Origin of the sequence: Undibacterium sp. Di27W, from assembly GCF_049340345.1 — a bacterium.
In the GTDB taxonomy this organism is placed as follows: domain Bacteria; phylum Pseudomonadota; class Gammaproteobacteria; order Burkholderiales; family Burkholderiaceae_D; genus Undibacterium.
This window is the reverse complement of record NZ_JBMPOS010000010.1, coordinates 47539-72099: the sequence shown is the minus strand read 5'-3', so window position 1 is coordinate 72099 and position 24561 is coordinate 47539. Positions and strand designations below refer to the sequence as shown.

Below are 24561 nucleotides of genomic sequence, written 5' to 3'. Positions count from 1 at the left end.
AAGCTATGCAGGCAACTACAGATTGAGAAATCAAGCTTGCTTTCAGTGCTGCACCATTTTTTCCCGCAATTGCGCAACGATGAGGTCAACAAAGCTTCTGACCCTGGCCGAGGCATAGCGACTTTCTCTATGCACTACGTGGATAGGCAAGGGCGCAGTTTCATAGGCCTGCATGATGCGCTGCAATAAGCCACTCTCAAAATGCCCGCCCACCTGATAAGACAGGAGGCGACTGATACCCAGACCAGCCAGGCTGGCCTCTATGGCGGCATCAATGCTGCTGATAGTCAGACGTGGCTTGACCTTGACGGCCATATTCTGCCCTTCATGGGTAAAACGCCATTCCACCATGGGAGTGACACCAGTGGCGGCAATAATACTGTGCTTGCCCAGATCATGCGGGCTGGCGGGCGTGCCATGCGCTTCCAGGTAGGCGGGCGAAGCACACAGGACGCGGCGTATCTGCCCTACCCGTATGGCCTTCATGCTGGAGTCTGGTAACTCACCTATGCGCACGCCTACATCAACACCCTCTTCCAGCAAGTTCACGACACGGTCCAGAAACAAGGCAGATACATCCATGCCGGGATAGCGTTGTAAATAATCGACGACACTGGGCATGACAAACATTTTGCCAAACAGCACAGGCGCAGTCACCGTCAAATGTCCGCGCGGCTCGGCATTGATACCGGCCGTCGCCTCGTCTGCCGCTTCCACCTCGGCAATGATGCGGCGCGCATCTTCCAGATAGCGTTGGCCCGCCTCAGTCACCCGGACAAAGCGGGTGCTGCGATTGAGCAACTTGACGCTGAGCCTGGCTTCCAGTGCAGCAATGGCACGCGTGACTGCCGGTGGCGACATGGCCAGGCGACGTGCAGCCGCAGCAAAGCCCTCTTCTTCGGCTACGGCCACAAAGACGGTCATTAAATGCAGCTTATCCATGGCACCTCACTTGATTATTCCGGGATTTACAATAATCTATTGTAAATGATGAGTATTCTTCACACAAACGATATAGCATAAATTGGAGCCTGATTTTAAAACTCATCACCTCTCTCGTCCTAACATTAGATAGAAACAGGAAGAACTCACATGGATAAATCACAGGAAATTGCACGCCCGCCTTTGCCGCCTTTCACACTGGAAACGGCAATACAAAAAGTACGCATGGCAGAAGATGGCTGGAATAGTCGCGACCCGGACAAGGTAGTGCTGGCTTATACAGTCGATACCATATGGCGCAATCGCCATGAATTCCCGCAGGGACGTGAGCAGGTCAGAGAGTTTTTACAACGCAAATGGGCGGCAGAACGTGAATACCGCCTCATCAAGGAAATCTGGGTATACAGCGAGCATCGCATTGCCGTGCGCTTTGCCTATGAGAGTTGCGATCATGAGGGCAACTGGACACGCTCTTACGGCAATGAGAACTGGGAATTCGCTGAGAATGGTCTCATGCATAAACGATTTGCCAGCATCAATGATCTGCGCATCAGCGCAGATCAGCGCCTGTTTCACTGGCCCCAGGGTCGCAGGCCAGATGATCATCCCGGACTCAGTGCTCTTGGCTTATAAGCCAGACCGAGATCAAGTCCGAACAAAGGTCGCAGGAAAAACACCCGGCGTATGATCTCGTAACTGAGGAAGCAGGTCGCTGCTGTCAGCGCAACCAGCAAGATACCCTCCGGCAGGGCAGGCAAGGCCAGCGGTTTCATGCCATGCGCCATGATGACGATGTAAGTCTGATGCAGGATATACACAGGAAACACTGCCTGCGTCAGATAGCGCCTTGCCGGGCTGTCAAAGTTCAGGTACTGCTTCGCATAGCCACAGGCTGCAATAATCGCTGACCAGGCCATGCAAACCCATACGCCGCGCTGGAGCATGATGAACCACTGTGGTGTTGCATCATATTCGAAGCTGAAATAGATAATCAGGAACAACCAGCCACATGCAGCTATTCTGAGGGCCAGCCAGCGCATGCTGGCAAGCTCTTGCCAGAATGCCTGGGAATTGGCGATCAGGGCACCGAATGTAAAGATAAACAAATAACAGGCATGGTTATACCAGTCAGCTACCAGGCCATTATTTGGTGGGTAAGAACTGAACAAACCCATACGTACCAGCGCCAGGTAAGCAACAGGCAAAACCAGGATGCGCCAACCCTTCATCTGCTTTTGCAGCCAGTTGCGGGCAGCCTGGAACCACGCAGGCTTGAAAGCCAGCCAGAACCACAGCAGCACACTATATACCCACAGGTAGGCAACAAACCACAGGTGATTCCAGGTGGGCAGATCCAGCACACCTCCCCCTATCTTGAAACCGCGATAGTGATGCACATAGAGCTGCATGAATTCGCCGTAGCTGCCTGCATAAGCGAGTTTTTCTACCACTTCCAGATAAGCCTGTGGCGGCACCACGACGAACATGCCAAAGATCAGTGGCAGCAAAAGACGCAGGCTGCGGCTGCGCAGGAATTTGCCGGTAGCGATTTTTTCCAGCATGAAGGCAGACGCCACGCCAGAGATAAAAAACAGCAGGCTCAAACGCCAGGGGCTGGTCAGCATCATCAGCGGTTGTATCGCGCTGCTGGCATGCGGGCTCTTGACATGCCAGCCCCATTCCACATAGTACATGCCTGTGTGATACAGGATCAGCAGGAAGAAGGCAATGATCCTGACCCAGTCGAGAAAGTATAGACGCTGGGATGGCGAAGCTGGAGCTGTAATAGCGGGATTAGTCATGGCTCTGCTCTGTTAATGAACACAGCAGGCAGATTAAAAGCTGGATCAGCGTTCCGCCAGACAAATGTGGCTAACTGGATTTCAGCAGGGGTGAAATGGATGCACCGGTCTTTTAGCGATTTAGTCCCGCGACAACATCGTCGCGATACTGGCGGCTGCATGGCAGGCGCAAGCCATTCTGCAACAGCAGTTCTGCATCACCCTTTTGTGCTGGCAAGACCTGGATAATCTGATCCAGTCTGACGATATGGCTGCGGTGACAACGCACAAAACCCTGACCCAGCCTATCCTGCAAACCCGACAAGGTTAGTCGCATCATATGCTGCTGTTGGCTGGTAAAGATCAGCACATAATTATCGGCAGCTTCCAGCCGTATGACGTCGGCCAGTTTGATGACCGTGACGCGGCCTTTTTCATTCAAGAGTAAATGCTGGTCCGCCTGGATTTTCTTTGCGCTAGCCCTGCGTTCATTGACTCTTTGTAAGGCCCGCAAGAATCTCGCCTCATCATAAGGCTTGAGCAGATAGTCTATCGCATTCGCATCAAAAGCCTGCAGGGCAAACTGGTCATAGGCGGTGACAAAAACGATCAGTGGCACAGGTGCAGTCAATTGACTGGCAACAGTGATGCCATCCATCTCTGGCATTTGTATATCAAGAAAGACCAGATCAGGCTGCTGCTTTTGTATGCAGACCAGCGCCTCCTTGCCATCCCTGGCTTCCGATACGATGGCGTCTGTCACATGCTCGGCCACCAGGCGCCTGAGTTTGTCTCTGGCATAGGCTTCATCATCGACAATGATAATTTTCATCTGGCTAGGCTCCCATTAGCAAGGGGCAGGCGCAGCTCGGTGATAACGCCAGATGGTGTCAAATCGCTCAACTGCAGGCTGGCTCTGCCCTGATACAAGACTTGCAGACGCTGGCGCAGATTGCTGATGCCCAGGCCTGCAGCCTGGCCGTCCTCTCGCAAATGCCCGGCATCATCTTCAATGCGTATGATGGCTTGCCCTGACTCTGTATATGCACTGATCTTGATATGCGTCAGCTGGCTGCGTTTTTCTACCGTATGTTTGAAACTGTTTTCAAGTATGGTTTGCAGACTCATGATGGGCACTTTATTGTCCAGCAGCTCATCGGCAATATCCCAGTTGATCTCCACTCTGTCGACAAAGCGCAGGCTCATCAATTTCGCATAGGCTTGCAGCAGTTTCAATTCATCTGCCAGGCTGGTTTCACTATGCTGGCCCAGGTCCATGCTGGCGCGCAAGAGTGCGGCGATCTGGCTCAGGGCTGTGTCGGCCAGCTTGACGTCGGTGTACATCAGCGATGAAATGGTATTGAGTACATTGAACAGAAAATGCGGCTGCATCTGCTGCGTCAGCCTGTGCAATTGCGCTTCACGTAACAGGGCCTGGGATTTTTCTGCCTGCTCTTTTTCTTCCATCAGAGATGCATAAGCTTGCAAACCAAAAATCACAACATAGAACATACCAAAAAACAGGAATATCTTGCTGCACTCATAGATGTAAACCTTGATCCAGCCATCATGCTGATAACTCAAGCCCAGCGCCGCATACACAGCATGGCGCAAGCTATACACTGCGATGACAAATACCGCACTCAGCAAAGGCAGAGGCAGGATTTGCTGCCAGAACCATTTGGCTGGCGTCTGCAATAAACGCCTGTCAGTCAGCTTGCGTCTTTGCAGCAAGAGCAGGGCAGTGCCTACGAGAGCAGATGAGCTTTCCCAGAATATCGGTTCCCAGATATGCTGGCCGCCACCTTTCAAATGGTCTTGCACGGCCACGGTGATCATTAATATCCAGAATAAAAACCAGCCTGCCAGTACCGGTTTTTTGATTTTCACCCAATACGACTTTTCTTCCATCGTCAGGTCACCAGATTGCTGGTGCCCAGCCATTTTCCGCTGGCGCTCAAGTCCCGCGTCAGCTCCAGCACCAGTTTTTCGACTGCCATGGCGGCATTCGTCAAGGGTATATTCCTGGAGGCGCACAAGGTCACGGTACGCGATAGCTGCACATCGCTGATGGGACAGGCGCGCATTTCACCACGCTCAATTTCTGCCAGCAGCGGTGAGACTGGCAAGATGGTAGCGCCCATGTCGGCCAGCAAGGCGGACTTCAGGATTGCTATCGAAGTGATGTCGATGACATTCTCTATATGCTTGCCCTGCTGTCTGACTACCTGCTCTATGCGTGGCCGCACACCATGTTGTATGCTGGGTAAAATCAGGGTGGCCTGCAAGGCCTGGGCCAGGGTAATCGATTTGTGCTTACAGGCAAATTGTGAATCCGTGCGCGTGATATACATCATTTCTTCTTCTACCAGTGGCTTGCTGGCAAAACTGCCCAACTGACCATCATCAAACAAAATCGCCAGATTCAAGCGACCTGAGCGTAATTGTTCAGTCAGATTGCCCGTCAATTCTTCTGTCAGTTGAAACACGATGTCGGGGTAGGCGCTACGTACGGCTTTCAATAAAGGGAAGGCCAGCGCGCCCGAAGCACTTTGCGGTATGCCGAGCGCCACCGTGCCGCTGGGCTTGTCAGTCGATTGGGCAACGGCTGATCTGGCATCGCTGACCTGTTTTAAAATCGCCAGCGCATGTTCATAGAATATTTTGCCAGCGTCCGTGGCTTGCATACCTTGCGCCGACCTGTGCAACAGCATCGCGCCCAGCTCTTCTTCGAGTTGCTGTAATTGCTGGGTCAGGGCCGGTTGCACTATATGTAGCACACGCGCTGCACGCGACAGCGAGCCGTGATCGACGATGGCAACAAAATAACGTAGCTGGCGCAATTCCATGTTTTATTCCACAGGCTTGATGGCCCGTCTTTCTATTGAGGAGGACAGTATCAGGGAAGTCGAGGTCACGCCACAACGTGCCAGGCTGGTGATCACGCGCTCCAGCTCGCGTACTGAAGGTGCGACCACCTTGACGATTACGCAATCTTCGCCGGTAATCGCATGGCATTCAACTACTTCTGGTACTTGCTCGGCAATTTTTAAGACTGGCGTATCGGTTGCACGACTGGCAATACGCACAAAGGCGGTGATGCCATAGCCCAAAGCTTCAGGATTGACCCTGGCATGATAGCCGGTGATGACATTGGCTGCTTCCATGCGCTTGACCCTTTCGGTCACTGCTGGCTGGCTGAGATGTATGCGTCGCCCTATCTCGGCCATGGTGACTCTGGCATCGGCCTGCAAGATCTCAAGGATTTTGCCATCCATCATATCCAATTCTATCTTCATGGAAAAATCCTGTTTTTTCGTTGAGATTAAAAGAAATGTACCTGATTTACCTTTGATTATCCATTTAAAAATCGATCTCACTAACATACACTGATTGCCTGAATTTAATCTATGCCTCCTCAGCCATGCGCCATCTGCCACGACAAGTCCTGCTCGCCCTGCTCACCGTCTATATAGTCTGGGGTTCCACTTACTTTGCCATACAGGTGGCCTTGAAAGCTTTTCCGCCTTTCATGATGATAGGTACGCGCTTTCTGGTCGCAGGAGCTATCCTGTATGTCTGGCAAAAATCACGCGGCGCAGCCAACCCGACTTTGCGTGAATGGCGTGATGGTGGCATCGTCGGCATTTTGATGCTGGGTGGTGGCACTGGCTTGACAGCGGTGGCGCAGCAATATGTGTCGTCCGGCTTGGCAGCCGTTTTCATTGCCTGCTCGCCCATGATTTTGTCCGGCTTGTCTGGCCTGTTTGGTGACTGGCCCAAACGCCGTGAATGGACGGGCATACTCTGCGGTTTTGCCGGTGCCCTGTTGCTGGCGTCTGATGGACAATTCTCGGCCCAGCCTTTAGGCATACTGTTTTTGCTCGGGGCCATACTGTGCTGGGACGTGGGTTCGATTTTGTCGCAAAAGAAACTCAAGATGGCGGCGGGCGGCATGGGCTTTGCCAGTGAGATGCTGGTGGGCGGCTTGTTCCTGTTTATCATCAGCCTGTGCAAGGGTGAGCAACTGACAGGTGAAGTCACCGTCAATGCAGTAGCTGCCTGGGCTTACCTGGTAGTGGCTGGCTCGCTGCTGGCATTTACTGCCTATATGTATTTGCTCTCCAAGGTGCCGGCCGGCCTGGCTGCCAGCTATGCCTATGTCAACCCGGTAATTGCGGTTGCCCTGGGTGTGGTGTTTGGTGGCGAACATTTATCCATGCGCGAAATGCTGGCCATGAGCATCATTCTGGGTAGCGTCATCATGATGACCAGTGCGCACAAGAAGAACAAGGAACAGGCTGCCAGCTAAATGCAGGTGATGATGATGTCGATGCAAGCCTGGCCATTCCGGCGGCTGGTTCCAGGCCAGGCTTAAAAGAATTCAGCAGTATCGTTGGAAACTTCAGTGTGCAAGTCGCCGCTGCTCACCAGCGCATCATAATAACAGGTACGGTTGCGGCCACTGGTCTTGGCAAAATACAGGGCCTGGTCAGCCCGGCCAACAATGGCGACGGCAGGTTCAAACGGGTCTATACGGGCATAACCTATGCTGATGGTCACCGTCCCCACCTGTGGAAAATGGTGTTGCTCCACATTCTGGCGAAAGCGTTCAAAAATACTATGCGCATCTTCTTGCGAAGTGGAGCGCAACAAGATCACGAACTCCTCCCCCCCAAAGCGGAACAGACGGTCTGAAGGACGGAAAGAACTGCGCAAGAGATTGGCGATCAGGATCAGGACTTCATCCCCATATAAATGACCAAACTGGTCATTCACACGCTTGAAATGGTCAATATCCAATACGGCCAGCCAGTGCTGGCGTTCAGGCTCATGGCTGCGGCGCTCTTCTTCTTCGCGTTCTGCCTCGGTGCTGGCTTGTTGTTGCAAGGCACTGCTACGCAAGACCTTGGAAAAATTATCATCAAAAGTTTTGCGATTGAGCAAACCCGTTAATGAGTCACGCTCACTATAATCAAGCAGGTTCTGGAAGTTACGGTAGACAATCAGCATGCCGCTGACGACTTCCATGGTGGTCGTGGTGTAATTGGCAGGCTTGTAGATTTCCAGGCAAGTGTGCAACTTGTCATTGATCCAGATAGGCAACCAGATAATCTTGCCGCCGTCTATGGAATGCTCGATGACCTGTTGCTGCAGTGCGATACCTTCTTTCAACTGCGGGTATTGCTCTATCAAGTCACTTGATGAGGGTGCAGTCTGGGTTTCGTCAGTGATGGCGACATTGCCATCCTGTATGCTGATATGCGGTTTGATGAAAACTTGCTGGCCTATGGAAACCACGTCGAGTACCCGCGCCGACTCTGCGTGGGTCAATTGACGCAGCGCAGTAATTACTGAAATATTCAGTAAGTCATGATCGCGATGCCCGGTAATTTCTACCAGGTGTTTAATGATTGATTCCATGCCCCGTATTCCTGCATCTTCCTGCCGATTCCAGCCGATCCTGCATAAATTACCAGTACGAACTCGCCAACAATAAACCAAACAAGCAATAGCACGCCAGAGTATGCAAATTGCCCTTATACAATAGTATAACAAACAGGGCTGGCTTTACCTGATATTCTACAAACAATTCCTGCGCGAGCTGGTTTTAGGCAAGATGCACTAAATATCCACAGTAAATCCCTGGTAAATCAGGCCAGAGTTTCTGTACTGCGCAGAACTACAGTAATATAACAAGAGGTCATTTCAACCACTTTTCTGGCAGGATGAAACATGTATCGTCCCATATTAAAATTCTTTGCCCAGGCACTGGCAGGCATGACTGCCATGTTGATACTCAGCAGCGCGGCGCATGCCGATGCCGTAATCCAGGTGACCGATAACAGCGGCCAGCCGGTTCAGGATGCGGTAGTGTATGCGGAGCTGGCGAGCGGGCCGCAGCTCACCAAGGCAGCTACGGCGGAAATCCAGCAAAAAGACAAGAAATTCCTGCCCTTTGTGACCGCCGTGCAAACTGGCACCTCGATTTCCTTTCCTAATAATGATACGGTCAGGCATCATGCCTATTCATTTTCACCCGCCAAGCCCTTTGAGCTCAAGCTGTATTCTGGCAAGCCGGCCGCGCCCATCATTTTTGACAAACCAGGCACCGTGGTAGTCGGCTGCAATATCCACGACCAGATGGTGGCGTATATACATATTGTTGACACCCCCTATTTTGCCAAGACGGATGCCAGTGGCAAAGCCCGCTTGCCTGGCATACCTGCTGGCAAATATACCTTGAAAACCTGGCACCCAAAACAGCCACCCAGCGCAGCCATACCAGAACAGCCTCTGCAAATAGACAGCAATGCTGTCAATGTGAATATAAAATTGAGTTACAAAGCCGGATAAATAAGATCATTATTTCCACGCTTATTTCAAGGAAAGTCCATGCGTGTGCATAGTCTGGAAAATCGCGTCGTCACTCTCTTCATCGGTTTGCTGTTGAGTGTGCAACTGGCGGCTTTTTTTGCCATTGGCAATGCCATAGACAGAAATGCGCGCCAGGCGGTTGAAGCCAGCTTGAAAATCAATGAAAGAGTCTTTGAAAAGGTACTGGATCAAAACGCCCAGAAATTCCTGCAAAGCGTTACCGTGCTGGGGCGTGAATATGGTTTTATACAAGCGATTGCAAGCAAGGACGTGGCTACCATTATTTCCACCCTGTCCAATCACGGTGACAGGATAGGTTCGGATTTAGCCATACTCGCAGAACTGGATGGAAAAATCAGCCTGTCCACCAATGCCAACCTGCAAGACTTGCGCAAGGGTAGTTTGCAACAGACCGTCAGTGCACTCATTGCTACGGCAGAAAAAACCGGCAGCGCTTCCGGCAGCGCCATTGTCGATGGCAGGCCGTATCAATTCCTCGTTGCACCAGTCCAGGCCCCGGTCACCATCGCCTGGATAGTCATGGGTATCCCCATGGGCAAGAACCTGGTCAATGAAATGCGCTATCAACCAAATATGCAAATCAGCTTGCTGACATCCGACCAGGGTGCCAACTGGAAAACCAATGTCTCCACCCTGAGCGATGAATATGCACAAAAACTGGCCAAACTCATGCCACCTGCCGGCCAGCAAGTCAGGGCCATGCCTCTGCAAATTGAAGAGGACCAATATAGCGCCCATATTCTTCCGCTGGCACACAACGAACAATACAATGCCATCGCCGTGCTGCAACTATCCATCAGCGAAGCAGTAGCACCGTACAAAGAATTGCAGCGCAATCTTTTGATACTGACGGTGCTGGGCGCTATCGTTGCCAGTATCGTCAGTGTCATCACGGCCAGACGCATCACCAACCCGGTACGCCAACTGGCAGAAACTGCCCGTAGCCTGGGTGCCGGCGATTACACCGCCACCATCAACGTCAAGCAAAAAGATGAAATTGGTGACCTGGCACGCACCTTCATGACCATGCGTGACGGCATCGCCCAGCGTGAAAAAGAAATCAGCCGCCTGGCTTACTGGGACACCCTGACCAATTTACCAAACCGCGCCCTGTTTACCGACATGCTGGAAGAAGCCATCGCCAGTGCCCGTTCCCATGAAAAATCCTGCTTTGTCCTGATGATGGACCTGGACCGTTTCAAGCATGTCAATGATGTCATGGGCCATCGCTTCGGTGACATCCTGCTGAATCAGGTCGCCATACGCCTGTCAGCGGAACTTGGCACGGGTGGCACCAAACCAGCGCGCCTGGGAGGTGATGAATTCGCCATACTCTTGCCGAATAGCTCGAAGAAAAATGCGCTGGACCTGGCCAACCGTATCTTGCGTTCGCTGGAAAAACCGATCTCCATAGAAGACCAGACCGTCGACCTGGGCGCAGGCATAGGCATCGCTGGTTTCCCGGAACATGCCAGCGATGCCCAGAGCTTGCTCAGTCGTGTCGAAGTCGCCATGTATGCAGCAAAACTAGGCAATAGCGGTGCAGTCATCTATTCGCCCGATATTGATAAATCCAGCCAGCAAAGCCTGTCATTGCTGAGCGAATTGCGAGCAGCGCTGGAGCATCAGGCTTTCCGTCTGTATGTGCAGCCCAAGGTGGGGCTGGATCATGGCCAGGTGATTGCCGTCGAAGCCCTGGTACGCTGGATACATCCCGAGCGCGGCTTTATTTTCCCCGATCAATTCATTCCTTTTGCCGAACAAACTGGCTTTATCCGCCAGCTCACTCACTGGGTCATGAATGAAGCGGCGCGTGTATGCCATGTATGGCAACAGCAGGGAATACAATTGAAGATCTCGGTGAATATTTCCACCCGCGATTTACTGGACCAGGACTTGCCTGGCAAATTTGCCCAGATACTGCAAAATCATGAAGTGGAACCTGCCTCATTTTGCCTGGAGATCACGGAGAGTGCCATCATGGATGACCCGGTCCGGGCTTTCCAGACGCTTGATCGCCTGCATGCCATGGGCCTGGAATTATCGATAGATGATTTTGGTACTGGCTATTCTTCGCTGGCTTACCTGAAACGCCTGCCTGTCCATGAACTGAAAATCGACAAGTCTTTTGTGCTGAAAATGGAAACGGATATCGATGACACCAAGATCGTCAAATCCACCATAGACCTTGGCCACAATATGGGCTTGCGTGTCGTCGCTGAAGGGGTGGAAAACCTGGAAGTCATGCAACTGCTGAAAGAACTGGGCTGCGACCAGGCCCAAGGCTATTACATCAGCAAACCCATGCCTTCAGCCGATCTGCCATCCTGGCTGCTCAAATGGCAAGAACAGCATACGCCAGCTGGATGATGCAGCTCAGGCCAGGTGGACAAACTGGCTGGATTTGCGGTCACGCTTGCGGTTATACATGCGGCTATCGGCAATCTTGATAAGGCGGACATAGTCACTGCCATCTTCAGGGAAACTGGCCCAGCCCACAGAGACGCCGACGCTGACCACGATGTCATCGAGTGAAATCGGCTGCTCAACGACACTGCAGATTTTTTCCACCATATTATTGATGTCTATGGAATTCTTGGTATCTTTTAAAAGCAGCACAAATTCATCACCGCCATAGCGCGCTACCTCATCCGTCTCGCGTATGGCAGAGCGCAGGCGGGCCGCAATAATCACCAGGGCCTTGTCACCCGCATCGTGGCCGTGATTATCATTGATGTATTTAAAGCGATCCAGATCAATAAACAGCAAGGTGAATCCCTCACTGGAACCAGGGTTTTCCAGTGCCATTTTTTGCAAGTAATTGATCTGGGCAAACAGGGATTCACGGTTCGCCACCTGGGTCAACTTGTCATAGCGCAGCTTGTTTTCCATCTCGACAAAGGTCTGGGCCAGCATGCCTATCTCGTCGGTACGGCGAATTTGCAGGCTGGGCATGGGTTCGCCATTACCAAATTTTTCTGCCGCTGAAGTCAGCTTGCGCACATCGCGTATGACACGCTCGACAATGGTCAGGCCTATGGTCAGGGCAAAGATGACGCAAGCCAGGGCGATCACCATGCTTTGCATAAAGCCCTGGTTGATACTGCTCATGAAATCGGCGCGCGGCACGGCCACCACGGTCAGCCAGTTGAGCCCCTGCTTATTACCCAAAGGTGAAATCGCCACATCGACAGTGCCATTGCTGAGTTCCATCGATTGTGTCTGGGTAGCTGGTAACTTCAGGTTCGCCACCTTTTGGAATGTTTCACTGATCAGAGGTGTCTTCATGTCGATGGCGCGCATGCGTTCTGGCGTGCCATTGACTGTGCGCTCTGGCAATTCCTGACCAGAAGTCGCAACGATGTAGCCATCAGCATCAACGATGTAGGCGACGCTGTTTTTACTGATTTCGAGTTTGCGCAAGAAGTTTGACAACTCTTTCAGCGTCAGATCGGTGGCCATGACGCCGACAAATTCATGGTCCTTTTGATACACAGCCTTGGCCAGGGTAATCGTGGGAAAATGGAAAGAAAAATTATTATAAATTTTTGACCACACTGGCTTTTCTGAATTTTGCGCTATCTTGTACCAGGGACGCAGGCGCGGATCAAAATCATCACTGCGCAAGACATTCGAGCGATCACCCACATGATTGACCCGAAACACCGTGCGCTTGCCGCTGTCAGGCTCACGCCAGAATAACTGCACCATTTCCCTGGATATGCGGTAGACGCCAACAAAACGCCCGTCGTTGCCACCGAAATAAACATAATTGTTCACATCCATGAACAAGCCACTGGCAGACCAGAACTTCTCTTCCAGCGCCTTCATGTCAGATGAGAAACTTTGCTCCCTGGGTAAATTGGCCGAGCTGGGTGCGACCGACTCCAGCGCAATCAGGGCACCATCCAGATGTTTTTCAGTCGCATGATTGATGCGATTGACCATATCGATGAGGATGCGCTGGGTCAGGGTATAGACGGCATCCGTCCCGGCCTTCATGGAGACCCAACCTATGGCAGCAGACACACCTATCACTAGCACGATAATCGGTATTACCAATTCTCGACGCAAAGACGAACGACTCATACTCGGGCTCAAAAAAAGCTATTAGTAATTTTTGTTTGCTATCCCGCTCTTCCTTCCTCACACCAGCGTCAAGCCTCAGGGCCTGTCATCTCTGGATGGGGCATCCATTACTCCCGGAAAGAAAATCAGGGCTAGTATATACCGTTAAAAATTGTTAAAACCAACATCTGTAACAACACAGACATTAAATCTTGCGTATTGTGATAGTGAAACTCATCAAAACTGATTTTATTCAACGAACTGAGATACATTTTTTTCAAAACAAGATACTAACCATAGCTTAGCTTTTCATCCATTTCTTTTAACATTTGAATCGCTTACGCTGAATGAAATTTCTTTTCAGCAAACAATATATGATGGATTTATACGCCACCGATCGCGAAGTTAAGCACTTAGAGCAAGGTTTGACCGACTTGGTGGCGCAAGAACATCTTGACGAAATGCTCAAACTCGCCTGGCATTTGCGTCAGCGTGATAGCAGCAAGGCACTGGCGCTGTGCGAACAAATCAGTAACTTGCTGAATAATTCAAACCGCAGCGACACCGACAAGGCCCTGGTTTACCTCCGCCTGCAATTAATAAGGGCAGAAGAGAAATGGTTGCATGCCGACCTGGAAGGTGCTGCCGCCATCGTACAAGCCATACTCAGACATCCTGATGTGCATCTTGACCCTGCCAGCCTGAGCGATGCTCACCGCATGCTGGGCTTTGTGTTTTCTGATCAGGGCAAGCATGTCGAATGCGATATAGAAATGGCGATTTCTATCGATGAAGCCAGTAAGGCCGACGATATCCTGCGCAAGCAATGCACGGCAGCAGCATTGGCCAGAGTGGCCGTCTTGCGCGATGATAAATTGGCAAAATCATATTTTGACCGCCATTTTGAGTCGCGTAGCCCGCCCAAGGAGATTCATGCCGGTCTGGCAGCCTTGATGAATGACTTCCTGGGCTTGCATGCAGGCTTGAATGGTCAGCTCGAGGAATCGGTCGTGTTTTTAAGCAAGGCATATGAACAATGCCTGGAATCTGGCCAGATACGCCGCGCCATCCTGACTGCGGCCAATATAGGTTATAACTATAGCAATGCAAATGATTTTGAATCTGCGCTGGAATGGTTGCAAAAGGCATTGAAACTGGCCAAGCCTACTGGCTGGTCCCCCAGCATAGGCAATTGCCTGATGCAAATCGGTGACACCTTGCGCAAAATGGGCTCGCTTGATGCAGCTGAGCAGATGTTGCATGAATCACTGGAGCAATTGGCTAAACTCACCAATTCACGCAATTATGCGCTGACCATCAGCGTGCTGGCCGACGTCGCGCTGGACCGGCGCGATTACCATTTAGCCTTGAATTTGTTCACCCAGCTGGCCATGCTGCCGGGGGCGCAAGAGCAGGCAGATTTGCAGGAAACTGCCAGCCTGGGGCAAGCCAAAGCGCAGGCCAAACTCAAATCTCCAGCGCGTGAAACTAATGCCAACAAAACTGCAGTACTTGTTGCAAAGCGTTAATTCGTCTTGAACAAGTTTCACCTGGCTAGTATAAATAAGTCCTGTACGTTTCATGCCAGCAAGATGCTGGCTAACTATCATCAGTCGCGACGATTTATATCATGCTGCCTCGAAAACAAAAGCTTATTTTCTGTCTGACTCTGTTGTGCATGGCACAGACTGATACCAGCTTTGCCCAGAGTTTGCCCGCGCCGGATAAAGGCCGGTTGCTGGCAACTGGCGGTGTCATACAGCTCGAAGGCGCAGGTGGCGGTGGCCTGACACCATGGGCGACCATTACCGGTTACGGCAGTGAAGACAGCTATGGGGTAAATCTGCATATCACCCAGGTCAGCACCCAGGATTATCGTTTGCAAACTGCCGGAGTGGCTGTAGGCATCGCCGACAAGCTGGAAATGTCCCTTGCGACACAAAAATTTACAGGCAGCCTGGCCCCTTTGGACAAGCTGGAATTACAGCAAGACATCGTCGGTATCAAACTCAAAGTTGCTGGTGATCTGGTCACCGATCAGGATAACTGGCAACCGCAAGTTGCCATCGGGGCCATGTATAAGCGCAATCATGCAGTCAAAGGTCTGGAGGCACTGGGTGTGACCAGCGTCAAACAACTGGGGGCAGTGGACGATAGTGGTGTTGATTACTATGTGTCGGCGACCAAGCTGTTACTGGACCACAGCCTGCTCATCAACGGCACTTTGCGCCTCAGCAAAGCCAACCAGATGGGCCTGCTGGGATTTGGCGGCGACAAGCGCAATCATTACCAGCTCCTGCCCGAGGCCTCAGTCGCTTATCTGATCAATCGCAAACTGGTCGCAGGTGTGGAGTACCGTGCGAAGCCACAGAATCTGGCCGTCGATAATGAAAAAGCTTACTACGACGCCTTTCTGGCGTGGTTCCCCAGCAAGGCAGTCTCATTGACACTGGCTTATGCACATCTGGGTGACATCACCGTCTTCAATCCCAAAAATCAGCGTGGCTGGTATTTGTCACTGCAAATCGGCAATTGAGGATAAGCACATGAAACTGACACCTTCCGCTCCTGTCATGGTAGCCCTGCTGTTTGCTGTCATGGCAAACGCGCCTGGCGCCTGCGCCCAGACTGCAACGCCAAGCCTGTATCAAGCTCTGGGGAGTGAAAGCGGCATCAGCCAGATCGTGGATGAAACCATCATCATCGTCCTCCAGGATGAGCGTATCAAGGCTGCGTTCAAGGACACCAATATGCCCAGGCTGGCGCAATTACTCAAAGAGCAATTTTGCGTCATCAGCGCAGGGCCTTGCAAATACAGTGGCGATGACATGAAAACCGTGCACCAGGGCCTGGGCATCAATGCCGCACAATTTTATGCGCTGGCAGAAGATGTGCAAATCGCAATGGACAAACTGGCCATATCCTCCACCACACAAAACCGCCTGATGGCCCTGCTGGCACCGATGAAACGGGATATCGTTTTTCCCAAAGCCCAGCCTTAGCACTTGCGTGCGATCTTAGTATTTTTTTGCATCTCTCTGAATCTGAATTGCAGTCGTCTTCGTATATACAGCAGATGCACGGTTTTGCCGTGTGAAATTGCCGTTTGATCAAGAGGAATAAGATGCAAATAAAGAGAAAATTCATCACTCTGGCTTTGTTGGGGAGCGCGGCTGCCTGCATGCAAGCCAGCCAGGCGCAGGACATGCTGAAGCCCGATATGGGCAAACTGACTGCCACCGGCGGTGTCAGCCAGCTTGAAGGCGCAGGCGGTGGCGGCCTGACGCCATGGGCATTGATTACTGGTTATGGCACGCGCGACAGCTATGGTGCCAATGCCCACTATACCCAGGTCACTACCCAGGATTACAGCCTGAAAACCTATGGCGTCGCGGTCGGCATCGCAGACCGGGTAGAGTTGTCACTGGCCAGCCAGGAATTCACCGGCTCACTGGCCCCCCTGAATGCCTTGAACATCAAACAGGATATTTTTGGCGTTAAAGTCAAAATCGCAGGCGATGCCGTCTATGAGCAAGACAGCCCGATGCCGCAAATTGCCGTGGGTGCCATGTATAAGCGCAACAAGGGCATAGGCGGCCTGGGAGCACTGGGCGTGACGAATGTCAAACAACTGGGTGCAAAGGATGACAGCGGTGTTGACTACTATGTCTCTGCCACCAAGATCTTGCTGGAACAAAGTCTGTTGCTGAATGGCACGCTACGCCTGACCAAGGCGAACCAGATGGGCATTCTGGGTTTTGGCGGCGACAAGAAAGATAGCTATCGGCCCATGCTGGAAACCTCGGTCGCCTATTTGCTGAACCGTAAACTGGCCATCGGTGCCGAGTACCGCATGAAACCGCGCAATCTGGGAGTCGACAATGAAAAAGATTATTACGATGTCTTCGTGGCCTGGTTCCCGACTAAAAATGTATCCGTCACTGCCGCCTATGCGACCTTGGGCGACATTACCATCTTCAATCCTAAAAATCAGCGTGGCTGGTATTTGTCCCTGCAAGCCGGATTCTGAGAACCTGTGTCCGATTCGCTACTGATCATTTATAGAAAAACATATTATGAATATTTTCTCTCGCCTGTGTAAAACCTTGGTCGTTCTGATTTTCCTGGGCGCTGGGTCTGCCCATGCGCAAACCGGCAATGATGCACTGTATCAAAGCCTGGGTGGCAAGACTGGTATCAGCACTTTTGTCAATTCCTTTGTCGCCATCGTGCTGGAAGATGCACGCATCAACAAGGCTTTCAAGGATACCGATACCGAACGACTGGCCAGCCTGCTGACTGAACAATTTTGTGAACTCAGTGGTGGCCCTTGCAAATACAGCGGCCGCAGCATGACGGAAGCGCACCATGATATGCAAGTCACGAACGCGCATTTCAATGCCCTGGCAGAAGACTTGCAAGTCGCGATGGAAAAACATGAAGTGCCGTCATCAGTGCAAAACAAGCTGATCGCCAAACTGGCTCCCATGCAGCGATCCATAGTCAGCAAATAAGCAATGCAAAGAAAGACGACAAACAAAATGAAACTATTCTTTCTGCACGCACAGCGCCTGCTGCTCACCCTGGCACTGGCAATCGCCGCGCAAGCACCAACACTGGCACATGCGGCCAAACTGAATTTCCAGGCTGTCGATAAAAATGGCAATGCCATGGCGGATGTAGTGGTGTATGCGACACCGATAGGCATGCCCCTGCCGGCCACAGAGAAAACTGAAGCCACCATCGCACAAAGTGATATGCAGTTCTCACCTTATGTAACGGCAATACGCACAGGCTCGCTCGTCAAATTCCCCAACTATGACAAGATGGAACATCATGTAAAATCCTTCTCGGCCATCAAGGAATTTGAAATCAAGACTTATGAACGCGGTGTCGTACCACCACCTGTGATTTTCGACAAACCCGGCATCGTCATCGTTTACTGTCTCTTGCATAACTGGATGCGTGCTTACGTACTCGTGCTGGACACGCCTTACTTCGTCAAGACTGATCAAAGCGGCGCTGCCATGCTGGATAAACTACCGGACGGCAATTATGAAATCAAGGCCTGGCATCCGAATCTGGGCAGCATCAAACCGGCATTGAGCCAGACTGTTAAAGTGAATGACCAGTCAGTGCCCATCAAATGGCAATTTGACTTTGTGCCGGTACCAAGAAAATCAAAATCTGCTGGCTACTAAAAGAAAAAAATGTAGCCGGGCGCGAATGCCCGGCCACACTCCAACTACACTTTACCCAGATTTTCGAGCCATGTCGCAAACTCTCTATCCATGCTGGTGCCCCAGGACCTGACCAGGGATTGATAACGTGGGTAGTCACCACTGCGGGTAAACACCAGCATCTTTTCTATCTCGGCCCTGTGCTGCTCCATCATGAAGCGCACGGCCAGATAACCCCAGCTATAGATCCTGACCGTACCATTATTGTTTTCATAGCCAGTGTCAAATAGCTGGCTCAATGCATAGGTCTTTTCAGCCGCCGCCTTGAGGGCTGGCGGATTATCCTTACCCCTGGAGACATACTCGGCAACGCCTTCCGTCCACCACACCAGATAAGGCGTCAGTGGCGCAGGTTTGGCGCAGTTTTCTGGTGGTGCGTGCGAGTCGTGCAGGTTGGCGCAAAAATCGCCATACAGATTGAAACGGCCATCGAGGTAATGCACATACTCATGGCCCAGATTGAGGACACTGCCATCTTTTTTCTGGTTGGCGACAAACTCAGCCTGGTTACCCGGACGCTCAGGATAGCCTTCCAGATACATGCCACCATTATCAGTGGGCATATCAAAATGCTGGGTTGCATACTTCTGAAAGTCTTCTTTGGACTGATAGATATTTGCCCTCAGACTGGTGTTGTGATCATCTTTGACAGGCTTGCCTCTGGTCGCAAACATGTCGTGGAATTGTTGCTCCAGCACCCCCAGCATCTGGCAGGACTTGTTTTCATCTTCTGGTGTCAGGGCTTGTGAACGCAGGCTCAGGCTGGCACTGCAAATATGGGTGCGGGAAAGCACTTTATTGATCTCAACCTCCCCCCTGGCTTCCTGTTTTGGCATATTGTTGGCACAGCCTGACATCAAGCCAGACAGCATCATTACAGTAACAGCATATTTCAAAGCACATCCCTCCTTGGCATAAAAGTACAACAGACCCATTCCTGCACGAACCAGAGATTTCATTGTAGCTGCGCTGCCGGTTCAAGTTGTGCTGACACAAGGCTTAAGCCCATACACAAACACGCACGGATTTATTCTCTACGTCTGGCATCAGCAAGAAGAAACAAATATACCACAATGATTTTATAAATATATCCTTAATATATTTATTTTGGTATATTTCGTTTCGCCAGTAAGGCTTTCAAATTTTGATTCAGGATGTTTTTGCAAAGCTGTCCACCACGCAAAGCCAGCAATCCCAAATATCAGATCAAAAAATGAGTCATATCCCGGTTTCATGTGAATGACTCTTAGTCCGGGCCCAAATCTCGTCTGAGCTAAACAGCAGGAAAACAGCTCAGGCTGACAAGCCCGTATGAACATTGCCGGAAACCAAATGCAGAACGCCCTGGCCATGAAGCGTCTCATTGAGAAAATAGCTAATTAATAGTCAATAAGTTAATAAGTAGCCAATAAACAGGAGAGTTAGGAATGTGGAATGAAAAAACAAGTGTGCGCCTGGTTCGCATAGCGCTGGCAGTCATAGCCAGTGCAGCCGTCACCGGTGTTTATGCACAAGAGGAAAACAAGGCTGGCGACAAGATACAGCGCGTAGAAGTGACGGGATCAAACATTAAGCGCCTGGAAGTCGAGGGTGTTTCGCCGATTACCATCATCTCCAAAGACCAGATATTGCGCTCAGGCGCAGAGTCCGTGCTGGATTTGATGCGCAACCTGACTTCTGCTGGCGGCAATGGTGCAGAATTCACAGACGGCAATAACTTCAGGAATGGGGCAGCAACTGCCAGCCTGCGCGGCATGCCTACCTTGATTTTACTCAACGGCAATCGCCTGCCTGTTTCTGGCTCGGATGACTCCGACGGCTTCACATCGGTAGATATCAACTCCATTCCCCTGGCTGCCATAGAACGTATAGAAGTGCTCAAGGATGGTGCTTCTGCTATTTACGGTACAGATGCGGTAGGCGGCGTCATCAACTTCATCATGCGCAGCAATTATGAAGGCTTTGAAGTCAACGCTGGCTATGGCAAAACTACCTCCGGCGGTGGCGATGTCAGCAAATTCTCTTTGACAGGCGGTTTCGGTAACCGTGCCACGGACAAATACAATGTCTCCTATAGCCTGTCGGCAGAAGATCAAAAACGCATACGCGGCGAAGACCGTGACTGGGCTAATCATATAGACTTCACCAATAAACCTGGCGGCGTGCAATATGCCAGCGTATATGGTGCACTCGCCAATGGGCAGGCTGGCCCGGGTACGCTCTCCATCGGCTCCACCCGCTTCCCGGATCCAGAGTGCGCAAAAAGCGCCCAAATGCCCTACCCTAGTGGCGCAGACTGGTTTCCGTCTGCGATCCGCAATGGCTGCCTGCACGGTACTGCCGCGTTTTCTGACCTGGTCAAACCTACCCAGCGTTTTGGTGGCACATTCAATGCCAACTGGGACATTAGCCCAGAGATGACGGCATTTGCTTCTGCCTTTGTGACCAAGTATCACAAGCGTATCTACGGCGAAACATCCTGGCTGCAAAATCGCAATCGCGGCAATATCTCTGTACCTGCTGACAACCCCTACAATACATATGGCAAGACCGTGTCGATACGCGCCAATTTCCCGGGTGAAGGCGGTCTGGAAACCGATCTCAATACTCTGTGGCTGGTGGGTGGATTGAAAGGCCAGGTTGGCAAATGGGATTGGTCTGTCACTCTGGCTCATACGGTAGAAGACACCAATGCCGTTACCCTGGGTTCCTACAAGCTGGAAGCCTTCAATAAAGCCATAGATGATGGCCGTTATAATCCTTTTGGCGCGAATAAAAACTCGGCGGCCCTGATCAGTGAGCTGGCTGGCAATATGTATGTCAAGGCCAAGAGCAAGTCAGACTCGATCAAGCTGCAAACTTCGACAGAGTTCGGCAACTTACCTGGCGGCGCAGTGGGCGTTTCCATAGGTTCTGAATTCCGTAAAAACTCTCTGGATTACAATCCCTCGAGCGACTGGCAACAAGGTCTTCTGGCAAAATATGCTGTGCTCCCCGCCATTCGCGGTTCAGAATCGCTGTCTGCTGTGTATGGCGAAATGCGCATACCTGTGCTGAAGAATCTGGAAGTTCAGGCTGCTGTTCGTCATGACCGTTATGAACTGGCTGGCAATACCACCAATCCTAAACTGGGTGTCTTGTGGAATGCTGATAAAACCTTCCTGGTACGCGCAAATTACAGCACCGGCATGGTAGGACCATCTTTGCCACAACGTTTCAGCCAGGGTCGTGACGTATTCTATACAGTCAACGATATCAAGCGCTGTGTTGGCGGTGATGCTTATTTTGATCGTTATTGCAGTACCCAGGTCAATACAAAAAACACCGGCACCAAGGACTTGAAGCCAGAAAAGTCCAATCAATACAATATTGGTTTTGTGTTTGAGCCCATCAAGGACTTGAGCCTGGGCATGACTTACTTTGACATCAAGTGGAGTAACAAGATTGATGTCCTCGATACCGTGACAGTTCTGGGTAATGAAGATGGTGCCTACAAAGCCAATGTTAATCGTGCCGCCGTCACGCCCGAAGATATCGCTGCCTATGCAAATTTATCTGCGGCCGACAAGGCACGTCTGGGCCCTTTGCGTGGTGAGTTGAAATCGCTGACCACCGGTTTCGTCAATCGCTTTGAAGCACATACTTCTGGCATAGATGCTGACTTTGCTTACACCTTGCGTACGCCAGACTTTGGCAAATTCAAGATCTCCGGTGAAGCGACTTATACCATCAAGTACAACACCGTATTATTGGCGGACAATGTGTATATCAATTGCGCCAACAATACCTCTTGCGATACGGGTGAATATAATAACCCACGCTTGCTGGCCAACCTGGGTGTCAGCTGGGATATGGGTCCATGGTCGGCAACAACGCGGGCAAATTACACTGCTGGTTTCCGCATAGACCGCACACCTAATCTGGTCATCAACTCCTGGTACAATCTTTACACCAACGGTGGCGTGGTATCACCCATGACGACGATAGATGCATCCATGTCTTATTCAGGCTGGAAAAATATGGTACTGCGTGCAGGCGCGAATAATCTGTTTAATCGCGATCCTTCATTTGATGCGACTTCCAGTCTTGGCTACAACTCTGCCTGGGGCAACCCTCGTGAACGCTATGTCTATATGAATGTGAACTATAAATTCAAATAAGACTAAGCCTTACTAAGCATAAGGCTCATCCATAAATCCCGGCGTGCATCACATGCATCACGCCGGGATTTTTTTTCCTATGCGGATTTCTGCATGATGAAGCGCAAAATTGATCAAGACTAAGCTTCTGGTATATCTTATGCTCATCCCTCTTTTTACTTTCGCATGGGCGGTAGCATGAACTTTGGCATAGGCGGATCCAGCGCATCTGCAGAATTGGCAGGCATACAGGCAGACTTGAGCGATGTCAGCCCCATCAGTGCTGCAGAACGCCAGGCCAGGGTAGAGAAAGCCGCCAGGCTGATGCAAGAAAATGGCATCGATGCCATGATTTTACCTGCTGGTAGCAGCCTGTATTATTTCACTGGCCTGCGCTGGTATCCCAGCGAGCGCCTGACGGCAGCCATCCTGACGCCGGATGCCAGGCTGACTTATGTCTGCCCTGAGTTTGAAGATTCCAAACTGCGCGAGACCCTGGGTGCACATGCCGACATCCGCCTGTGGCAAGAGGAAAATGATCCCTGCCTGCTGGTCAAGAATTTCTTGCAGGATGCTGGCTACAAAACAGCTGTCATTGCACTCGATGAAAACGCCCCCTTCTTTGTTTTCGATGGCTTGCGTCGCGTCTTGCCGCTGGCACAGATCATCAATGCCAGCAGCGTTACGGCTGAATGCCGCATGCATAAATCAGCTGCCGAGCTGGCCATCATGCAAAAGGTCAAGAACCTGACGCTGGAAGTGCAAAAGAAGGCTGCGAAAATCCTGCATGAAGGTATTTCTTCTTTTGAAGTCGCCCGATTCATAGACCAGGCCCACCGCGCCTATGGCGGCAGTGCATCGACCTTTTGCATCGTCAGTTTTGGTGCAGCCACTGCCATGCCACATGGCCCGGATGCTGAGCAATTCCTGCGCGAAGGTGACATGGTACTCATCGACACCGGTTGCAAGCTGCATGGCTATAACTCGGACATCACCCGCAGTTATGTGTTTGGCAAACCCAGCCAGCGCCAGCGTGATATCTGGGAACTGGAAAAAGCTGCCCAGGCCGCAGCCTTTGAGGCAGCACAAATCGGCGTGCCTTGCGAGCAAGTCGATGCCGCTGCCAGGAAAGTATTGACGGCAGCGGGCTTTGGACCAGACTACCAGTTACCTGGCCTGCCGCACCGTACCGGCCACGGCATAGGCCTGGACATCCATGAGTGGACGTATCTGGTGAAAGGCAACCAGCGTCCGCTGGCGGCTGGTATGTGTTTCAGCAATGAACCCATGATCTGTATAGAAGGCGAATTTGGCATACGCCTGGAAGACCATTTCTATATAACGGAACAGGGGCCACGCTGGTTCACAGGCCAAAGCCACACAGTCGATGCGCCATTTGGTCGCGATTGAGAGCTACTACCGGCATATCAGTTGCCGGTAGTGTTTACTTACCTACTTACTTACCAACTTACTCACTTAGCGGCAGCAGTGCCTTCCTTTTTCTTGACAGGCGCTGGTGCTTTGACGGCATTCTTGGATTTCAGGAATACCGGTCCCCAGACAGGATGACCGATTTCTGCGGCTGACAAATTGAAAGCCGGATCCAGCTTCAAGGCCTTGTCAAATTGCTGGCGGCACAATTGCGTACGTGAAGTCACGCAATAGCTGAATGCCAAAATCTTCAGGGCGCCGAGTTGCACATCCTTGTTATGTCCATTCCAGATTTCGGTCGCGGCATTGAGTTTTTTGATGGAACCATTGTAATCACCACTATCATACAGAGCCGTGCCATCCTTCAAGGCCTGTACATCTGAGCTGAGCGCAGGGGCAGAGGGCTCTACTGGAGGCGGTGCCGGTGGTGGTGGCGGTTCTTTTTGTTTTACCACAGGCTTGGGAGCCGGTGGCTGCTTGGGGGCAGTGTCACAACCCTGCAAGAGGGTACATGCCATCACCAGACCCGTCACATACAGCGTTTGGGCTAATTTCTTCATT

Annotated in this window: 22 protein-coding genes; 12 read left to right on the top strand and 10 right to left on the bottom strand. The window is 51.4% G+C overall.

What is annotated here, in order from left to right:
* Window positions 1-42: 42 nt before the first annotated feature.
* A complete protein-coding gene (locus ACO0LF_RS19740; RefSeq protein WP_423017088.1) occupies window positions 43-942 on the bottom strand; it encodes a LysR substrate-binding domain-containing protein in 900 nt (299 codons plus the stop codon).
* A 150-nt stretch (window positions 943-1092) separates the two neighbouring features.
* On the opposite strand from ACO0LF_RS19740, the gene ACO0LF_RS19735 reads away from it, so the two are divergent.
* Window positions 1093-1575, top strand: coding sequence for a DUF1348 family protein (locus ACO0LF_RS19735; protein ID WP_423017086.1), 483 nt, complete (start codon window positions 1093-1095; stop codon window positions 1573-1575).
* Here ACO0LF_RS19735 and ACO0LF_RS19730 read toward each other — a convergent pair.
* From ACO0LF_RS19730 to ACO0LF_RS19710, 5 genes are all read right to left on the bottom strand, one after another.
* Window positions 1545-2744 carry an acyltransferase family protein gene (locus tag ACO0LF_RS19730; protein WP_423017084.1) on the bottom strand — a complete coding sequence of 400 codons (1200 nt, stop codon included), beginning with the start codon at window positions 2742-2744 and terminating at the stop codon, window positions 1545-1547. The genes ACO0LF_RS19735 and ACO0LF_RS19730 overlap by 31 nt on opposite strands.
* A 112-nt stretch (window positions 2745-2856) precedes the next feature.
* Window positions 2857-3555, bottom strand: a complete 699-nt coding sequence (locus ACO0LF_RS19725) for a LytR/AlgR family response regulator transcription factor (protein WP_423017082.1) — start codon at window positions 3553-3555, stop codon at window positions 2857-2859.
* Window positions 3552-4667 (bottom strand): sensor histidine kinase, encoded by a 1116-nt coding sequence (locus ACO0LF_RS19720; protein ID WP_423017080.1) that lies wholly within the window; start codon window positions 4665-4667, stop codon window positions 3552-3554. The genes ACO0LF_RS19725 and ACO0LF_RS19720 overlap by 4 nt, the downstream gene beginning before the upstream one ends.
* Window positions 4637-5572: a LysR substrate-binding domain-containing protein gene (locus ACO0LF_RS19715; protein ID WP_423017078.1), complete on the bottom strand. Its 936-nt coding sequence runs from the start codon at window positions 5570-5572 to the stop codon at window positions 4637-4639. The genes ACO0LF_RS19720 and ACO0LF_RS19715 overlap by 31 nt, the downstream gene beginning before the upstream one ends.
* A gap of 3 nt (window positions 5573-5575) precedes the next feature.
* Window positions 5576-6022: an Lrp/AsnC family transcriptional regulator gene (locus ACO0LF_RS19710; RefSeq protein ID WP_232063183.1), complete on the bottom strand. Its 447-nt coding sequence runs from the start codon at window positions 6020-6022 to the stop codon at window positions 5576-5578.
* Between the two features lie 125 nt (window positions 6023-6147).
* Here ACO0LF_RS19710 and yedA point away from each other — a divergent pair, with 125 nt between their 5' ends.
* Window positions 6148-7035 (top strand): drug/metabolite exporter YedA, encoded by an 888-nt coding sequence (gene yedA, locus ACO0LF_RS19705; RefSeq protein WP_423017075.1) that lies wholly within the window; start codon window positions 6148-6150, stop codon window positions 7033-7035.
* A 62-nt stretch (window positions 7036-7097) separates the two neighbouring features.
* On the opposite strand, the gene ACO0LF_RS19700 is transcribed toward yedA, so the two are convergent.
* On the bottom strand, window positions 7098-8147 hold the full coding sequence (locus ACO0LF_RS19700) for a GGDEF domain-containing protein (protein WP_423017073.1): 1050 nt from the start codon (window positions 8145-8147) through the stop codon (window positions 7098-7100).
* A gap of 312 nt (window positions 8148-8459) precedes the next feature.
* Here ACO0LF_RS19700 and ACO0LF_RS19695 point away from each other — a divergent pair, with 312 nt between their 5' ends.
* The gene (locus ACO0LF_RS19695; RefSeq protein WP_423017071.1) at window positions 8460-9080 is read left to right on the top strand and encodes a methylamine utilization protein; all 621 of its coding nucleotides are present in this window, start codon (window positions 8460-8462) and stop codon (window positions 9078-9080) included.
* Between the two features lie 39 nt (window positions 9081-9119).
* Window positions 9120-11492 carry an EAL domain-containing protein gene (locus ACO0LF_RS19690; protein ID WP_423017069.1) on the top strand — a complete coding sequence of 791 codons (2373 nt, stop codon included), beginning with the start codon at window positions 9120-9122 and terminating at the stop codon, window positions 11490-11492.
* 6 nt (window positions 11493-11498) lie between these two features.
* Here ACO0LF_RS19690 and ACO0LF_RS19685 read toward each other — a convergent pair whose 3' ends face one another.
* A complete protein-coding gene (locus tag ACO0LF_RS19685; RefSeq protein ID WP_423017067.1) occupies window positions 11499-13211 on the bottom strand; it encodes a diguanylate cyclase domain-containing protein in 1713 nt (570 codons plus the stop codon).
* Between the two features lie 353 nt (window positions 13212-13564).
* Between ACO0LF_RS19685 and ACO0LF_RS19680 the strand changes: the two genes are divergently transcribed.
* The 6 genes from ACO0LF_RS19680 to ACO0LF_RS19655 all read left to right on the top strand — a co-directional run bounded on the left by ACO0LF_RS19680 (window position 13565) and on the right by ACO0LF_RS19655 (window position 18391).
* Window positions 13565-14719, top strand: coding sequence for a tetratricopeptide repeat protein (locus tag ACO0LF_RS19680; protein ID WP_423017065.1), 1155 nt, complete (start codon window positions 13565-13567; stop codon window positions 14717-14719).
* 149 nt (window positions 14720-14868) lie between these two features.
* Window positions 14869-15726 (top strand): DUF3034 family protein, encoded by an 858-nt coding sequence (locus ACO0LF_RS19675; RefSeq protein WP_423017063.1) that lies wholly within the window; start codon window positions 14869-14871, stop codon window positions 15724-15726.
* 10 nt (window positions 15727-15736) lie between these two features.
* Window positions 15737-16192 carry a group I truncated hemoglobin gene (locus ACO0LF_RS19670; RefSeq protein ID WP_423017061.1) on the top strand — a complete coding sequence of 152 codons (456 nt, stop codon included), beginning with the start codon at window positions 15737-15739 and terminating at the stop codon, window positions 16190-16192.
* A gap of 179 nt (window positions 16193-16371) precedes the next feature.
* On the top strand, window positions 16372-17220 hold the full coding sequence (locus ACO0LF_RS19665; protein ID WP_423017408.1) for a DUF3034 family protein: 849 nt from the start codon (window positions 16372-16374) through the stop codon (window positions 17218-17220).
* A 46-nt stretch (window positions 17221-17266) separates the two neighbouring features.
* Window positions 17267-17704 carry a group I truncated hemoglobin gene (locus ACO0LF_RS19660; protein WP_423017059.1) on the top strand — a complete coding sequence of 146 codons (438 nt, stop codon included), beginning with the start codon at window positions 17267-17269 and terminating at the stop codon, window positions 17702-17704.
* A gap of 27 nt (window positions 17705-17731) precedes the next feature.
* Entirely contained in the window at window positions 17732-18391 is a 660-nt protein-coding gene (locus ACO0LF_RS19655; RefSeq protein WP_423017057.1) for a methylamine utilization protein, read from the top strand.
* A 44-nt stretch (window positions 18392-18435) separates the two neighbouring features.
* Here the strand turns inward: ACO0LF_RS19655 and ACO0LF_RS19650 are convergent, their stop codons facing one another.
* Window positions 18436-19389: a collagenase gene (locus tag ACO0LF_RS19650; RefSeq protein WP_423017055.1), complete on the bottom strand. Its 954-nt coding sequence runs from the start codon at window positions 19387-19389 to the stop codon at window positions 18436-18438.
* A 468-nt stretch (window positions 19390-19857) separates the two neighbouring features.
* On the opposite strand from ACO0LF_RS19650, the gene ACO0LF_RS19645 reads away from it, so the two are divergent.
* Together ACO0LF_RS19645 and ACO0LF_RS19640 are read left to right on the top strand one after the other, a co-directional pair.
* The gene (locus tag ACO0LF_RS19645; protein WP_423017053.1) at window positions 19858-22590 is read left to right on the top strand and encodes a TonB-dependent receptor; all 2733 of its coding nucleotides are present in this window, start codon (window positions 19858-19860) and stop codon (window positions 22588-22590) included.
* Window positions 22591-22767: 177 nt separating this feature from the next.
* A complete protein-coding gene (locus ACO0LF_RS19640; RefSeq protein ID WP_423017051.1) occupies window positions 22768-23979 on the top strand; it encodes a M24 family metallopeptidase in 1212 nt (403 codons plus the stop codon).
* Window positions 23980-24041: 62 nt separating this feature from the next.
* Here ACO0LF_RS19640 and ACO0LF_RS19635 read toward each other — a convergent pair whose 3' ends face one another.
* Window positions 24042-24560 carry a TssQ family T6SS-associated lipoprotein gene (locus tag ACO0LF_RS19635; RefSeq protein ID WP_423017049.1) on the bottom strand — a complete coding sequence of 173 codons (519 nt, stop codon included), beginning with the start codon at window positions 24558-24560 and terminating at the stop codon, window positions 24042-24044.
* Window position 24561 lies beyond the last annotated feature (1 nt).

Excerpts from the sequence above, each read along its gene's own strand:
- ACO0LF_RS19740 (WP_423017088.1), bottom strand. The coding sequence starts at position 942 with ATGGATAAGCTGCATTTAATGACCGTCTTTGTGGCCGTAGCCGAAGAA.
- ACO0LF_RS19735 (WP_423017086.1), top strand. The coding sequence starts at position 1,093 with ATGGATAAATCACAGGAAATTGCACGCCCGCCTTTGCCGCCTTTCACA.
- ACO0LF_RS19730 (WP_423017084.1), bottom strand. The coding sequence starts at position 2,744 with ATGACTAATCCCGCTATTACAGCTCCAGCTTCGCCATCCCAGCGTCTA.
- ACO0LF_RS19725 (WP_423017082.1), bottom strand. The coding sequence starts at position 3,555 with ATGAAAATTATCATTGTCGATGATGAAGCCTATGCCAGAGACAAACTC.
- ACO0LF_RS19720 (WP_423017080.1), bottom strand. The coding sequence starts at position 4,667 with ATGGCTGGGCACCAGCAATCTGGTGACCTGACGATGGAAGAAAAGTCG.
- ACO0LF_RS19715 (WP_423017078.1), bottom strand. The coding sequence starts at position 5,572 with ATGGAATTGCGCCAGCTACGTTATTTTGTTGCCATCGTCGATCACGGC.
- ACO0LF_RS19710 (WP_232063183.1), bottom strand. The coding sequence starts at position 6,022 with ATGAAGATAGAATTGGATATGATGGATGGCAAAATCCTTGAGATCTTG.
- yedA (WP_423017075.1), top strand. The coding sequence starts at position 6,148 with ATGCGCCATCTGCCACGACAAGTCCTGCTCGCCCTGCTCACCGTCTAT.
- ACO0LF_RS19700 (WP_423017073.1), bottom strand. The coding sequence starts at position 8,147 with ATGGAATCAATCATTAAACACCTGGTAGAAATTACCGGGCATCGCGAT.
- ACO0LF_RS19695 (WP_423017071.1), top strand. The coding sequence starts at position 8,460 with ATGTATCGTCCCATATTAAAATTCTTTGCCCAGGCACTGGCAGGCATG.
- ACO0LF_RS19690 (WP_423017069.1), top strand. The coding sequence starts at position 9,120 with ATGCGTGTGCATAGTCTGGAAAATCGCGTCGTCACTCTCTTCATCGGT.
- ACO0LF_RS19685 (WP_423017067.1), bottom strand. The coding sequence starts at position 13,211 with ATGAGTCGTTCGTCTTTGCGTCGAGAATTGGTAATACCGATTATCGTG.
- ACO0LF_RS19680 (WP_423017065.1), top strand. The coding sequence starts at position 13,565 with ATGATGGATTTATACGCCACCGATCGCGAAGTTAAGCACTTAGAGCAA.
- ACO0LF_RS19675 (WP_423017063.1), top strand. The coding sequence starts at position 14,869 with ATGGCACAGACTGATACCAGCTTTGCCCAGAGTTTGCCCGCGCCGGAT.
- ACO0LF_RS19670 (WP_423017061.1), top strand. The coding sequence starts at position 15,737 with ATGAAACTGACACCTTCCGCTCCTGTCATGGTAGCCCTGCTGTTTGCT.
- ACO0LF_RS19665 (WP_423017408.1), top strand. The coding sequence starts at position 16,372 with ATGCAAGCCAGCCAGGCGCAGGACATGCTGAAGCCCGATATGGGCAAA.
- ACO0LF_RS19660 (WP_423017059.1), top strand. The coding sequence starts at position 17,267 with ATGAATATTTTCTCTCGCCTGTGTAAAACCTTGGTCGTTCTGATTTTC.
- ACO0LF_RS19655 (WP_423017057.1), top strand. The coding sequence starts at position 17,732 with ATGAAACTATTCTTTCTGCACGCACAGCGCCTGCTGCTCACCCTGGCA.
- ACO0LF_RS19650 (WP_423017055.1), bottom strand. The coding sequence starts at position 19,389 with ATGAAATCTCTGGTTCGTGCAGGAATGGGTCTGTTGTACTTTTATGCC.
- ACO0LF_RS19645 (WP_423017053.1), top strand. The coding sequence starts at position 19,858 with ATGTGGAATGAAAAAACAAGTGTGCGCCTGGTTCGCATAGCGCTGGCA.
- ACO0LF_RS19640 (WP_423017051.1), top strand. The coding sequence starts at position 22,768 with ATGAACTTTGGCATAGGCGGATCCAGCGCATCTGCAGAATTGGCAGGC.
- ACO0LF_RS19635 (WP_423017049.1), bottom strand. The coding sequence starts at position 24,560 with ATGAAGAAATTAGCCCAAACGCTGTATGTGACGGGTCTGGTGATGGCA.